Consider the following 14,588-nt stretch of genomic DNA (forward strand, 5'->3'; position numbering starts at 1 on the left):
CTTTTCTGGCACAAATATCCTAACTTTCTTAATTATATCATAAAGTTATTACCTATTTGCTCGGTTTCGACAATTTATTCATCTTCTATTTAAATTTGTTATTAACTCCTCTCCTTTTGTAGGAGAAAACACTCCATTTTTCAGGCTAAAAAACTGAGCGCTCTGACTGTAATCTAAAATAGCTTTAACTAACTCGGGATGACAGGTAAGTATAAAAATTTGATGTGTTTTGGATAACTCTGTTAGAAGAGAAACTGTTCTACCTAAATGGTACATATCAAAATTTGTCAGTGTATCATCTAAAATAACCGGAAGGGGTGGTGTTATTTCTTTTATTCTACTAAGTCTCACTGACAAAAAAAGCTGTTCTTTAGTACCTCTGCTTAAAACATCAGTTGTTTGAACGATCTCTCCATTTTTACTTTCTATATGAAAATCTGAGTTCATTAGGTCAGGAACGGGCATAATCCCTTTATAATCACCATCAGTTATTTTCTCAAAATAAACATTAGCTTCTTTTAATAAGTCTTCTTTAGCTTTCTTTAAAAATTTTGACTTAGCTTCTTTAAGTAGAAATGCTGCTACTTTATTAACCGCATATTTTTCAGCTAGGGGTCTTAAATCTTTTCTAGCAGAATCTATTTTAGCCTGTGATTTTTGTATATTTTCATCTGTTGCTAGATCTTTTAGTTCTAGCTCTAGTTGTTTAGTATTGTCTTTAGCTTTGTCTAATCGTTCTTTTAACTCTGCAATTTTTCTTTCATTTTCTTTCTTTGACTCTTTTATTTCTTTGACAATAGCATACTCCTTCCAATAATTGCGAAACCTTTTTATGAGTTCTTCATTTTGGACTAGATGGTCTTCTTCTATTCCAAAAGCTTCTTTTACCCTATCCATTTTTAAAAAAGAAACCAGCTGACTTTTTAATATACTTAACTCTTCTTCTAGCTGTCTATATTTTTCCTGCTTTGTTATCCTGTCTTTTAACGTTTTTAACGTAGACAATATGCTTTTAGTTCCACTAATTTCATTTAAATTAAGTTCACTTATCATCTTTTCTTCTAAATCTTTTTTTCTTTGCTCAAGCCTTTTAATTTCTAGTGCTTCTTTTGATAATTCTAAAAGCTGTTCTAACTTAATAAGTAAATTTTCGCCTTTAGTAAGTACTTCTTCTTTAGAGATTTCATTTTGCAAGCTAGTTGTTTGGTACATCTTAGTGTAAATTTCATCAATTAATGTATAAAGTTTTTCAAATTCATTTACTAAATTTATTTTCTTTTGTTCAAAGTTAATTTTTAAGGATTTCAAGTTTTCAACTTTTTCATTTAAAGTGATAACCTGATGTAAATGTTCTTTGATCATCTCAACAGCAATATTTTTATTAAGACCTATATTTTGTTTATACCATTCAATCTTGTTTTCTAAGTCTTTAATCTCCTCTACCAATTCCTTTTCTTTTTCTATTTCTATTTCTAGCTGTTTTTGTGTTTTATCAATCTGAAACATCAAATCATCTTTGCGTAATCTTTCATGGCTGGTATTTTGATGTTTGATCAATATATATAAGCCGGCACCTATTATTCCAGCACTACCGATTAGAGTTCCAAGCAAAATGTTAACTAAGCCTGTTATACCTCCGACTATCACAAATATTAAAGAAAACATAAAGTATTTATTTAAATAACTTATGCTTTCAGGAGTTCTAATTTTTGCTAACTGCGAATTTAAATGATTTAATTCTTCCTCGAAACTCTTTTTGTCCTCTAAAACTTGATTTTTTTGTCTCGATAATTCTAGATATTCTTCTATACATCTAATAAGTGCATCTTTATTCAAATTATCTAGTTTCATATTTGTAATTTTGTCCAAACTATCTCCTAGTCCGTCTGAAACCTTGTTAGCTTCAATCTTTAAGTTATATTCAGTATTCTGTATTTCTGCTTTTTCTTCTCTATATCTTTGGAGTCTTTCTCTTAAGCCAGATGCCTGCCTATAATACATATCTATCTGATTATAATTGGTTATTAAAGATTTCTTTACTGCTGAAACAATTTTTTCTTTTTCTAATTTTCCTTTATCTAAATAATTTTGAGTAATTTTGTTAACAAAAGCTTCATAAGCAGTTTCAATATCATTACTTAAGTTTTGATATTCTTCTATAAACTGATCAATTTTTTCCAGGGATATATAGCACTCTTCTTGTAAAAGGTTTTTTATATCAGGGGCATTTAAAGAATTTTCTAGATCAGTTAATTTTTGATAATCTGTATACCAGTGTTCTAACACTTCTAGTCTTGTAGATATTAAAGATTGATCATCTAACCGGTCCTGGATTTCTTTTATTTGGTCATCTAACTCTTTTTTTTCATTTAATTTTTGATAATACATATTTACTTGTGATTTGGCTCTATCTCTTAACTCGAGCCCTGCTTTTATTTGATTATAAAATGGCTTAAATTCTTTAACATTAGGACTTCCATTTTTGCCTCCAATTTTTTCTGCTTCTTTTCTAAGTTTTTTCTCGACGGGCGAAATTTGAATAATATCTTTTAATCCAGCCCCTAACAAGACTGATTGAAGTTTGTCTTCTTCTTTTTTATCTAGATTATCAGGTAGGCGCTTCAATTCTTCCAGACTAATGGTAAATAACTGCTGATATGTGAACATATCAAGGTTATTGTAAAGACAAGTAGATCCTTTCACTCTACTAAAATCACCTTGTAAACAGCTAACCTTAGGCTCAGAATGTCCTTCGATTAATAACTGAAACTTATCCCCTGTTTCTAACATAAAATCTCCCTCTACCCTATATTTGTTATTAGGCGAAGGAAGATTAGATTGACCCTTAAAACCATAACCAAGACATTTTAGCAATTTCTTAAAAGTTGTTTTACCAGATCTATTTGGCCCACCTATAACGACCATATTAGAGGATATATCTTCAATTGTCTGATTTCTAATAATTCCAAAATCGTCTATCCTGAGTCTTTTAATTTTCAATTTTTTTCTCTCCTTTCAAGGAGACTTTCTATAGAATGTTCTTTAGCTTGTTCAATTAGAGCTGATAGAATTTCTTCATTAAGTTGAAGCCTATCTTCATTATAATTTTCGTGATCTGATTCCCACTCCCAAACTTCTCCAAGTTCTTTTATTATTTCATTTTTCAAACTGTTGTCAGTAAGGCATTCTCTAGCTAACTCATCTAAGTATCCAAAGATTTCACTTTGTTTTTTTAATTTTTCAACTGAAGGTAATGGTTTATTCGTTCTAAATAAAATAGAATCGCTCCATACAAAACTATCTTCACTAAGAAATTTTCTTCTTAAAGTATCAAGAATTTTTTCTTTAACTTCGTCTTGCTGTTCCTCTAGCTGTTCGTGCAAAGAAGTTTTTCCTGTAATAACCCATCTGATCATGTGCCCTTTTATATTTTTTTTATTAATGTCATTAATCTCTTCTATTTTGGAAATAAGTAGCTCTTCTAGCTCTACAATATTTTTTGGAGCTAGCTTATAAGATTCATCAATTGATACTTCTATCTCATACCAAATAACAGGTGAAGTTAATAAAAAACTAATATCCTTTATATTTTTGTCTTCTGCTGTTACTAAAACACAGTACCTGGGGCCCTCCTCTCCAACATGTCTTCCTTGAGGAGTTCCGGGATAAACTACCGTTGGCTTATTATCTGAAATAATCTTACCTTTATGGATATGGCCTAATGCCCAGTAATCAATATCTTTTTTACTCTTTAGCTCCGTAAGTGAACAGGGAACGTAATTATTGTTATGAGGATCTAATTGAGTATGAACTACCCCAATATTAAAGCTAAAATCATCCACAGGGTTAAAACAATTAGCCATCTTTCTAGAATCAGCTCTACTTCTATATGACTGTCCAATTACTCTAACCAATAGATTATCTTTGGTTAAAAAGTCTTTTTCTTCAGCTTTATCACTTCCAAATATCCAAAGGTTTTCACAATCTTTGAAAAATGATATAGTTTCTTTGTTTATTGGGTCGTGGTTGCCACCTATCATGTAAACAAAAATTTTATTTTCTTTTAATTTATTTATTTGCTTTTTAAAAAACTCCAAAGCCCTTATAGAACGCGCTTCCTGATCGAATACATCACCAGAAAATATGATGAAATCTACATCATGATAGATTGCTAAATCACATATTCCTTCCAGGGCATCATATGTAGCCTCCTGAAGTATTTTGGATAATTCTTCAGGAAGATTATAAGAGCTTTGTAAAGGTGTCCCTAGATGTAGGTCTGCAGCATGAATGAACTTACATTTACGCATTTTATTATCCTCCATAAAACCCATACTTATGATAAGTTAAACTTTATTATACCAAATATTAGTTCGACTGGAAAGATACAATTAGAAAGCTACATATTGATTAGATAGCTAAATAGTCATATAATTTAGGTACTGAAAAAATCAATTGGAATGGAGGGAGATACAAATGAAGTTTTGCTGGTGTACAATCAGAGTTGGAAATATAAAAGAGTCTTTGGAGTTTTATCAAAAGGTTGTAGGTCTTGATATAAGTGATAACTTTAATGTGGGCAACGTTGAGGTTTACTTCTTGGGTAAAGGAGAAACAAAAGTAGAATTAATATACGATCCTGAACAAAAGCCTGCAGATAATCCTGGAGGAATTTTTCTTGGCTTTGAAGTAGAATCCCTTGATGATCAGCTTGAATTTGTGACAAGTCAAGGTTTAGAGATTTCAGGTCCTTTTCAACCTACTCCTAATATAAAGTTTTTCTTTGTGAAAGATCCTAATGGAGTTAATATTCAATTTGTACAAAAAGCCCAGTGATTTTTAATTTTTTCACCGGGCTTTTCCTTGTTAAATATTTCTGTATAGAATTTTAAATTTTTACCACCCCGATGGGAAATTAAACACATCAATATCCCAGACTACCGGTAAGTATAAATACACCATAATTGTAACTGCTATAATTGCAATAAGATTTAACCAAACACCTGCTTTGGCCATTTGTGGAATTGTAATGTAACCACTTCCAAAAACAACTGCATTTGGTGGTGTCGCCACCGGAAGCATGAATGCATATGATGCAGCAGTTGCAGCAGTTATCATTAGTGCATATGGATGAACTTCCATAGCTGCTGCCATAGAAGCCATAATAGGCATCATCATTGATGTCGTAGCAGTATTTGATGTGATCTCGGTTAAGAATATTACAAGAGCTACAACAGAAAGCATTATAAGAATCATAGAAGCGCCGTGCAAGAATCCTAGTCTCTCACCGATCCATTCTGCTAGACCAGTTTCTTGAAAACCTCTAGCGATAGAGAGTCCTCCACCAAATAGTAGCAAAATTCCCCAGGGAACTTTAACTGCTGTTTCCCAATTGTTAAGGAATTCTCCCCTTTTAATATCAATTGGAATCAAAAATGTAATTACAGCAAAGAATATTCCTATTGTGGCATCATGAATCATTGGAAAGATATCTTCCAAAATAAACGAACGACTAATCCAAGCTACAGCCACACAAGCAAAAACAATAGCTATCTTTTTTTCAGGAGAAGTAATCGGACCCATATCTTTTAATTCAGTTTGGATTACTTCACGCCCACCGGGAAGTTCATCCATTTCAGGTGGATAAGCAACTTTGGTCATGTAAACCCAAGCGATGACCAAAAATACTGCAGACAAAGGTAGCCCATAAAACATCCATTCAGCAAATCCAATCGTCTGCCCAAACATCTCATCTGCAACACCTGCAAAGATGATGTTTGGTGGAGTTCCAATAAGGGTTGCCACACCTCCAATCGAGGCAGCGTAACCAATGGAGAGCATTAATCCTGTGCCAAACTTAAAATTACCTTGTCTCACATCAATGTCCATATCTTGTTTTTGTACTATTTCGGCAACTTTAACAATGACTGCCAAAGCTATTGGCATCATCATCATCGTAGTAGCAGTGTTTGATATCCACATTGATAAAAATGCAGTTGCAACCATAAATCCAAGAACTAACCGAACTGGACTAGTTCCAAGTATATTTATGATATTCAGTGCAATCCTTCTATGAAGATTCCATCTTTCCATACAAACTGCAATTGTAAAACCACCCAAAAATAGAAACACATTGGCATCGGCGTAAGGTTCCATCGATTCTCCTGCTTCTAAAGCCCCAGTCAAAGGGAACAATACTACAGGCAGCAACGATGTTGCAGGGATTGGTATAGCTTCAGTGATCCACCAACATGCTACCCAGGCAGTTGAGGCAAGAACTCTTTGGGCTTCAACTGACATTTCTGCAGGGGTAGGTATCAATAAGAAAAATATAAACAATGCTGGCCCTAAGAATAGTCCAACTTTTTGCCTGGTTCCGTAATTCTCACCAGGGTCCATGTTACTACCCCCGCCACCTCCTTCCGAATCTCCGCCTGGTATGATGTCTTCTGTGTCGAGTAATTCATCATCACTCTTTTCTTTGTCTTCAGCCTTTAACGTATTCTCTTTCATTTCTTTCCTGTCGTTTTTCTCGATTTCTTCTGCTATTTTTTCGTTGATGTAGGTTGGTCTAGCAAATTTTAATGTCATTATGTCTTTAGTCCTGTAGTGAAGTTGCCAGAGATAGTTCCAAAATTCTTTAAGTGAAGTGCTAGAAGAACTCAAAGAATAACCCTCCTTTATAATATTTATGTAATACTGCCCGTGGGCCAGTATTAATAACCAATAGAGTAATTACGCAATGTGTTTAAAAATTCATATATTTCACAATTATTCAAATATGTTATTCTTGTAACAAATCTGACTTTCCTCCCATATTTAAGTATTCTTAATTTTAAAAAATTTCAGAACTCAATAAAAAAGTTGTTTTACTGAGAAAATAAAAAAACCTGGTTAATAGTAAAAACCAGGTCTCTAAGTATATACTTGTTTTAACAACCATCTACAAGGATAGTTTTCCTTTAATTACACTCGTCTTCGATATATTCTTCTAGCTTTTCTTGAAGTAAAAATGTTGTTTCATATTCATTGACAGAAAAACTTACCTCATCTACTTGCTTTACCGGAAGGAGTTTAATAGTAGTACTCGTAATGAAAACCTCATCACAGTTTAAAAAGTTTTCTACAGTGATAAAATTTTCTTTAACCGTAATATTTTCTTGTTTTGCAAGTTTTAATATAGTTTCTCTGGTAATCCCACGAAGAACCTTTGAACCATATGGTGCTGTATATATAATGCCGTCTTTTATCCCAAATACATTTGTACTAGTACCCTCAGTTATTTTGGAGTTATCTACTTGAATAGCTTCAAAATATCCCTCTTGTCTGGCTTTTTCTTTGTAGAAGCAATTAGGTAATAAGTTTATGCTCTTAACATGACATCTGTTCCAGCGTTCATCCGGCACTAAAGTTGTTTTAACACCGTCCTGTTTTTGGGTATCATTGGGGTCTGCTAATTCTTTAACAAACAAGAACACGTTGGGTTTTTGTGGTTTTGGGAAAGCATGAGCCCTTGGAGCAGTCCCCCGTGTTACCTGAAGATAAATCATTCCTTTGTTTATTTTACTTTTATCTATTAAATTTTGACTAATCTCTTTTAGGTTTGAAGAAGATGGATGGTTTTCATATAACATTTCTTTAGCACCTTGTTCGTAACGTTCTAAATGTTCATCAATTTGATATAGCTGTCCATTTTCTATAGCAATAACTTCATAAAGACCATCACCATATATATGCCCCCTATCTAGAGCATCTACTTTTGCTTTCGATAGATCAACATAATTTCCATTTATATATGCTAAAGCACTCAAGATTTATCCTCCCCCTGATGTTAATAATACTTCACCCCTTATTCTACCTATATTAATTGTTTAGTCAAGACAAATGATACGGCAAAAGATATGAATAAATAGTAAATTAACTAAATAAGCTTTTTTTGATCTTTTCGGCTGCTGTCATCTTTCTTACTTCGCTATTTCCTTTTGTAGGGGGCTTTTCATTCTTAATTTCGTTCCAAAAATCTTTTCTTAATTCTTCTTTGAGTTGTTCTTCTAAGCCTTTTAACTTTTCTTCCAACATTTCATCAATTAACTTGACTACTTCTTCTTTTGTAAGGTATTTGTTTTCATTATTTTTTTCTTCCATTAAAATCATACCCCTTTTTTCAAAGTTTCTTAATTCCATTATACATCTATACTCTAAACAATTCTATAATAACATATATTATAATTCATTTTACCTTCCCTTTAGGGATATCTTTTTTCCATTGTTTAGTTTTGGGCTGGTTTTTATCTCTGACCATCATGTGAACTTCGCCATTTCTTTCGAAAATTTCAGTAATAGCCCTGAGCTTAAATTCAAAATAATACTTATTTTGTAAAAACTCATGATCAGTTATACCTTCTGGCACTGCAATTCTCAAATAATAACCGTAATCCTTATCTTGACAGCTAATTATTTTTGGCCATTCATTTACTTCATCGTTATCGTCATCTTCATGATCAATATAGATTTTTTTATTTTTTATTACTTTTTTTATTGTCTTTTGGGGATCTCTTGGAATATTGTAATATACTAATAACCCCCCAAGTATTCCTCCGCCGACTATTTGACCAGAATACTTTATAAGCACATCATCAAAAAGGTATACAACTCCAGCCAACAATAAAGCAGAAGCAGCTAAAGCCCTGGCGAAACCTTCTTTTTTATAAAATGTAATGAAACATCACTCCTTGCATAGAGAATCTTTGAAGATTCTGTTAGTATAGACTAAAAATTTTTGTTTTCATTATATGTTCACAATAACATTCTGCATTACTACGAAATTAATATAACAATTTAAATTAGCTATAATGCTATCTTTTAAAATTATTTTAAAAAAATACTTGTGAATAGTTGCACGAACACAAATAGTATGTTACAATCAGTTTTGGAATGAAATGCTAAAATCGAATTTTGATTAATGTTACATAATAAAATTATTTTAAGGAGGAATTTATATGGTTTATAGTTGTGAATTATGCGGAAAAGAAGAAGTTGTTAAAGCGAATCACCCTTACAAGGTAATTATTCGTGGTGAGGATAGCGAAACTGAAATTGCTGTATGCTGCAGCTGTTTTGAGAAAGAAACAAAAAGTATAATGCCAGAAATTGTCGCCTAAATGGGTTTATAAAATACCAAAAAAGTGAAAAATATCACTATGTTTTATTTTGTCCCTTTAGTAAATAATAGCAAGAAAGCTCCTCTTTTTTATAGATTCCTTAGGAGAATTCTTGCTTTTATTTATGTGGGAGATTTTTACCACAAGATAATACAAATTTATAGATAGAATTTACAATACTATGTTCAGTAAAGTTGATATACTTAATAAGCAATCTTAATTATGAAAGATTAGTAAAGATGTTTAAGAAAAAAGGAGAGGTTTATTAATGACTAAGAACCAAGTTTTCGAAACATTTGGAGAAAATTGTAAAGAGGGTATGAATGATTGTTTGAAGATGCAAAAAGAATTTTTATCATTACTTGAGGAAACAACTACTGAACTTAACTTAAATGATTTTGCTACAAAATTTGGCTCAAAAAGTTTGTCTGTTTGGCAGCAGCTAGCTCAGTCACAACAAGAGGTAATGAAAAAATGGACAAATAAAATTAATGAGAACAACATGGCTAATTTTGTTAATCCTTTTAATGTTATCAACACTATGCCAGATTCAGAAATAACTACAGCCCCTTTTAAAGCAGCAGAACAACAATTTGAAACCTGGATGAATTTGATGAATAAAACTTTTGAAACTATGTCAAATCAGGTACAAAGTTCAGCCAGCAAGAAAAAATCTGCCTAACTTCTGAGCATAACTAAAATAATAAAATAATAAGCTTTGAAATAAAAAAAGCTGTTATACTTTCTAAGTAGGTATAACAGCTTTTTTTGCTTTTAACTGTAAAAATTTGTCTAATATCAACAGCAGGTTATTAGTATCTGTTACCTCTAAAATAAATTTTATTCTTTTATAAGATGTAAATAAGGCATGTCCGGTAACATTTTGATCAAATAATGACATTCTTACAGATAATTCTTTGATAATGGTTTCCTTAGATTCATTAATCAGATTCTGGTCCGGGTTATCTTTAGTTAGCTCTTCAGTAATCATGTTTTTTATATCAGTCAATTTTTCATTACTTTCTTTGTATGCGCTTTCCCCTGGCAATAGATAATACTTACTGTAATCTATATTTTTAACGCTAACTCCTATTTTGAAGAGAATGTTATATACAAGATAATTCTTAACAAATTGCCTGATATCACCTACATACAAATAACAAACATGAACCTCTTTATTAATATCCTCTTCAATATGTTTTTTGTGATACTCAATGTTTTGAATTAAATACTGGATATTAAAAAAACTGTTAATAATTATACAAATATCAAAGTCATCGCCATCCGTTTCGTAAACAGATGAGCCAAATAATACCATGTCATTGCTGTTAGATTGAATCTCATACAAATGATCTATTATTTTTAGCCAGGTTTCTCTATTTTCTATGCTATCTGGGAGGATAATTGCCAATAGTATCACACCTTTAACCTTTCAAGTTATAGTTTTTCTTTTGTTTCTTTAATTTGAATTATTATTTGTTATATTGTACCATAGAAGAGCGATTATCTAGAACTTCTATTACCTTAAAAAAGAATAGCTTCATTATTTTTATTTGACTTTAGGTATTTTTTATAATTATCCAAAGCAACTTTGGGTGAAATGTTAGCATAGCAATAAATACATTGATGCTTACAAGTGTCATATTGACCGATGTCTTTGCTTATTATGCAGCCACAAATATTCCTTTGTCCTTTATCTTTAAGCTTATGATAGCCCTTCCCCAAAAAGTCAAGCAACTCATTATCTTGGGCAAAATTTCTCATGATTAGTTCATCGTCAATACACTTATTTTTTTTAATCCCATACTCTGTTAAATCGACTTCTTCAGAACAAGTTGCTATTTCTAATTTCCAGCCTTCATTAATTTTTTGTAACCCTTCTGCGATTTTATGTTTCTTCTCAGTTGCAAATTCTTCATAAAAAATATTATTAGCTCTAAAATTATTCCTAACCTTCCTATATTTTGTAATATCAACAAAACTTATCACAAGCTTATCGGTATAACTATTTAGTTCATCGCCAACTTCTTTTATTTTGTTCAAAAGAAGATCAACATCAATTTTATCCGTTAAAATTAAAGGATCAAATCTCCAAATTATATTTTCTTTGCCAATTTTTTTAGAAAGCAATTTAAACGTTTCAATTCTTTCCTTAAGGCTTCTTAGTCCAGGTTCAAACCCTTCATTCTCATAATCATTTAAAGTAAATGTAAAATAATAATTGATATTTCTTTCCTGCAATCTATCTAGATGTTTTATTATAGGACCTGCATCTTTTGTCCAAAATACAATCAATCGAGATTTGTCAAAGGATACATACTGAGGTTTTCCATTGAAGGGATTTATCCATTTAATATATCCTTCCTCTAACCTGTTAAAAAACCACTCAGAATAAAATGCCGGGATATCTGTAGAACGACTCGCTGTAATTATTACAGGGGCAACACCTTCCACCTTCCCCTCTTTTGTCTGTATCTCTACCCTACTCCACTTGTTCGAACTCATTCTAACCAATACACCTACCCTATATTTTTCCTATTTAGATAACAAATTAAATTCTTTTATCCATTATATCTACTTTATATCTATAAGAAAACCTATAAACTTATATACTAACAAATGATATGTATATCACTTTGATTTTAAGCGGCAAAATAAAGACTGTTAGAGGAAGTGATTGTGTGCGTTCAATAATAAATTTAATTGTATTTTAGCTATTGTTTATTTAGTTCTAAATTATCTTTCTTTTTGTAATATATAGAGCTCTCACTTATAGTGAGAGCTCTATATATTTACTATCACTTACAACTTGCTATAACATCATCTAAAAGCTCTTTTGCTTGTTTAACCACATCGGGATTATTGCATTTTGCTCCTTTGAAATTTCGTTCTTTTTCTATCTCATGCGTTCCAAATCCGTCAAGATCATAGGCTACCATCATAGATTTAGCAAGGGGTTGATCAATTACCAAAAACCATTCTCTTTTTAACTTGTGGTTTTGAGGTAGGTAAATAAATTCAATGTTTGGGTGTTCTTTTAATTCATCATCCTTCTCTCCAAAGATATATACCTTATCAACATTATCAGCTATTGTCAAAAAACGGTCCCATATATCCCTAGCTCTTGATACTTTCTGAAATCCTGCATATACTACCGCTTCTGTTTTTTTCTTTAATAAAACTTGTTCCATGATGTAGCACATTTTCTCTAACTGCGGCACTTTAGTTTCATATTTTAGGGAGGTAGAATTCAACTTTTCTTCCCCTGCGTCTTTTCCTAACTTCTCTACCTCTCCATCTACCCTGGAAAAAATCTCTTCATACAATGAAACCTCTTTCATGGTCGCTACCTCCTTTAATAAATAGTTTTTCGTTCTCTTGGGGTACGCCCTAAATCCTTGATAATTCCTTCAATATGAACGGGAGTTAAAAATTCTCCGCTGGTACCACCTGCCTCTCTTGTTATGCTCTCGCTGTAAAGAGTACCACCCAGGTCATTTGCGCCTGCCATTAAAGTCAACTGGGCAAACTTAGTCCCATATTTGACCCAGGAGGTTTGAATATTATTGATATTATCTAGAAAAAGCCTGGCTATTGCTACCATCAACATATCCTCTCTGCCACTAGAAGGGCTTGTTACCAACCCTTCCTTATATAATTTTGTATTTTTAAAAACAAAAGAGAGGGGGATGAATTCTGTGAAAGTTTTATTTTCATCCTGTATATCTCTGATTATTTTTAAATGCTTGATTCGTTCTTCAATTGTTTCTATATGGCCGTACATAATTGTGGCTGAAGCTTTTAACCCAACACAACCTGCGGCTTTGATGGCTTCTATCCATTCGCGGGCACTAATTTTATCAGGGCAGATTTTGTCCCTTATATTATCATCAAGTATCTCTGCCGCTGTTCCTGGGATTGAATCCAGTCCCGCATCCTTTAGCATTTTGTATCCTTCTCTAAAGGTAAGTCTACTGTTACGTAATCCATGCTTTAACTCCTCCGGGGTTATACCGTGAATATGTAGTCCTGGTGCAGTCCTTTTGATTTCCTCAATAACTTTTATATAATATTCAAGATCGAAATTAGGATGAAGCCCGCTGACAAGGCAAACTTCAGTTATCCCTTTGGAAAGGGATTTAATAACAAGTCTTTTTATTTCGTCTATTGATAGTAAATAAGCATCTTTATCTTTACTTGAACGGCTATATCCACAAAATTTACAGCTGTTAACACACACATTGGTCAAATTAATATTGCGATTAACTACATATGTGACATCGTCCCCGGCTTTTTCTTGTCTTAAAAGGTCGGCCGCCTCTATTACTCGGTAGAAATTTTTGTCTTTTGCCCTGAAAAGTTTAGCTCCTTCTTCAATATTTAATCTTTCTTTTGCCATGGCTTTTTCAATAATCTCTTCAATCTCCTTGGTTTCAACTACCGGTTGAACAGCACTTTTCATCCAACCACCCCTCTCTTTCCATGCATTCCAAAACTTCTCTAGAAACCCACTTTTGGTTAATGTATCTTGGATAAACAGCTAATCTTTCTTTTAGCTTATTAGGAGCAAGCTCTTTTTCTAGCGACTTTATAGCAGGCCAGGCAAAATCAGGGTTAATATAGTCGTAGGTTATAGGTGATATTCCACCAAGGTCCCTAACCCCACAGTCCAATAAATCCTTTATTTTCTCCAGGTTTGGGGGAACTTGGATCTTTATTTCTTCAGGCAGTATTTGTCGTGCTATATGAACCGTCTGCTTTATTGTTTCATATTTAACCGGGGGCATCTTTTCACTTTTTATAGGCTGTATTATCACTTCTTGTATATGTGCATATTTCATGTGCAGCTTTTTGATGGCTAATAAACTATCTCTTCTATCCTTTTCTCTTTCGCCAATCCCGATTAGTAACCCGGTGGTAAAAGGAATTTTTAACTTGCCAGCGTTTTCAATAAATTTTAGCCGTTTTTGTGGAGACTTAGTAGGAGAGTATTTGTGAGCAGAAACCTCAGCCGTTGTTTCTAGCATAAGTCCCATGCTGGCATTATATCTAGCAATTGCACCAAGAGTATCTTTATCTATCAAACCTGGATTAGAGTGAGGGAGCAGACCAATCTTTAAAGCTTCTTTACAAATATCAAGGAGTAGCTCATAAATGCTTTCGTATCCCGTTTTTTGCCTTAGCTTTTCTTTAAAGCCATAAACACTATGAGGTTTTGAACCAAATGTAATAAGTACTTCTTTGCAATCAGCTTTTTTTGCCTTTTGAAGAATTCTTTTAGCTTCTTTAAAATCCATAATATTTGCTTTTCTAATATCATCTTTAAAATTACAGTAATAACAGGTGTCACTGCAGGCAGTAGTCAAAGGCAAAAAAACGTTTTTTGAAAAAGTGATCTCAGGCATTAGGATCAACTCCCAATCAAAC

14 protein-coding genes are annotated in these 14,588 nt (G+C 32.6%); 3 read left to right on the forward strand and 11 right to left on the reverse strand.

What is annotated here, in order from left to right:
* Nucleotides 1-78: 78 nt before the first annotated feature.
* Both ACONDI_RS06200 and ACONDI_RS06205 read right to left on the reverse strand, forming a co-directional pair.
* The gene (locus ACONDI_RS06200) at nt 79-3,000 is read right to left on the reverse strand and encodes an ATP-binding protein (protein ID WP_241080601.1); all 2,922 of its coding nucleotides are present in this window, start codon (nt 2,998-3,000) and stop codon (nt 79-81) included.
* On the reverse strand, nt 2,997-4,310 hold the full coding sequence (locus ACONDI_RS06205) for a metallophosphoesterase family protein (protein WP_241080602.1): 1,314 nt from the start codon (nt 4,308-4,310) through the stop codon (nt 2,997-2,999). Before ACONDI_RS06205 ends, ACONDI_RS06200 begins: the two co-directional genes overlap by 4 nt.
* A 166-nt stretch (nt 4,311-4,476) precedes the next feature.
* On the opposite strand from ACONDI_RS06205, the gene ACONDI_RS06210 reads away from it, so the two are divergent.
* Nucleotides 4,477-4,836: a VOC family protein gene (locus ACONDI_RS06210; RefSeq protein ID WP_241080603.1), complete on the forward strand. Its 360-nt coding sequence runs from the start codon at nt 4,477-4,479 to the stop codon at nt 4,834-4,836.
* 60 nt (nt 4,837-4,896) lie between these two features.
* On the opposite strand, the gene ACONDI_RS06215 is transcribed toward ACONDI_RS06210, so the two are convergent.
* The 4 genes from ACONDI_RS06215 to ACONDI_RS06230 all read right to left on the reverse strand — a co-directional run bounded on the left by ACONDI_RS06215 (nt 4,897) and on the right by ACONDI_RS06230 (nt 8,662).
* Nucleotides 4,897-6,666: an SLC13 family permease gene (locus ACONDI_RS06215; RefSeq protein WP_241080604.1), complete on the reverse strand. Its 1,770-nt coding sequence runs from the start codon at nt 6,664-6,666 to the stop codon at nt 4,897-4,899.
* A 296-nt stretch (nt 6,667-6,962) separates the two neighbouring features.
* A complete protein-coding gene (locus ACONDI_RS06220) occupies nt 6,963-7,811 on the reverse strand; it encodes an aminotransferase class IV (protein ID WP_241080605.1) in 849 nt (282 codons plus the stop codon).
* Nucleotides 7,812-7,917: 106 nt separating this feature from the next.
* Entirely contained in the window at nt 7,918-8,145 is a 228-nt protein-coding gene (locus ACONDI_RS06225) for a hypothetical protein (protein ID WP_241080606.1), read from the reverse strand.
* Nucleotides 8,146-8,230: 85 nt separating this feature from the next.
* Entirely contained in the window at nt 8,231-8,662 is a 432-nt protein-coding gene (locus tag ACONDI_RS06230; protein ID WP_241080607.1) for a hypothetical protein, read from the reverse strand.
* Between the two features lie 337 nt (nt 8,663-8,999).
* Here ACONDI_RS06230 and ACONDI_RS06235 point away from each other — a divergent pair, with 337 nt between their 5' ends.
* A complete protein-coding gene (locus ACONDI_RS06235) occupies nt 9,000-9,161 on the forward strand; it encodes a hypothetical protein (RefSeq protein ID WP_241080608.1) in 162 nt (53 codons plus the stop codon).
* A 268-nt stretch (nt 9,162-9,429) separates the two neighbouring features.
* Entirely contained in the window at nt 9,430-9,843 is a 414-nt protein-coding gene (locus tag ACONDI_RS06240) for a hypothetical protein (RefSeq protein WP_241080609.1), read from the forward strand.
* Nucleotides 9,844-9,906: 63 nt separating this feature from the next.
* Here the strand turns inward: ACONDI_RS06240 and ACONDI_RS06245 are convergent, their stop codons facing one another.
* From ACONDI_RS06245 to cofG, 5 genes are all read right to left on the reverse strand, one after another.
* Entirely contained in the window at nt 9,907-10,572 is a 666-nt protein-coding gene (locus tag ACONDI_RS06245) for a hypothetical protein (RefSeq protein ID WP_241080610.1), read from the reverse strand.
* 113 nt (nt 10,573-10,685) lie between these two features.
* Nucleotides 10,686-11,666, reverse strand: coding sequence for a DUF1848 domain-containing protein (locus tag ACONDI_RS06250; protein ID WP_241080611.1), 981 nt, complete (start codon nt 11,664-11,666; stop codon nt 10,686-10,688).
* Between the two features lie 293 nt (nt 11,667-11,959).
* Nucleotides 11,960-12,502 (reverse strand): DICT sensory domain-containing protein, encoded by a 543-nt coding sequence (locus tag ACONDI_RS06255; protein WP_241080612.1) that lies wholly within the window; start codon nt 12,500-12,502, stop codon nt 11,960-11,962.
* A gap of 14 nt (nt 12,503-12,516) precedes the next feature.
* A complete protein-coding gene (gene cofH, locus ACONDI_RS06260; protein WP_241080613.1) occupies nt 12,517-13,623 on the reverse strand; it encodes a 7,8-didemethyl-8-hydroxy-5-deazariboflavin synthase subunit CofH in 1,107 nt (368 codons plus the stop codon).
* Nucleotides 13,595-14,566: a 7,8-didemethyl-8-hydroxy-5-deazariboflavin synthase subunit CofG gene (gene cofG, locus ACONDI_RS06265; RefSeq protein WP_241080614.1), complete on the reverse strand. Its 972-nt coding sequence runs from the start codon at nt 14,564-14,566 to the stop codon at nt 13,595-13,597. The genes cofH and cofG overlap by 29 nt, the downstream gene beginning before the upstream one ends.
* Nucleotides 14,567-14,588: the final 22 nt, after the last annotated feature.

The organism is Natranaerofaba carboxydovora (assembly GCF_022539405.1).
GTDB classification, from domain to species: domain Bacteria; phylum Bacillota; class Natranaerobiia; order Natranaerobiales; family Natranaerofabaceae; genus Natranaerofaba; species Natranaerofaba carboxydovora.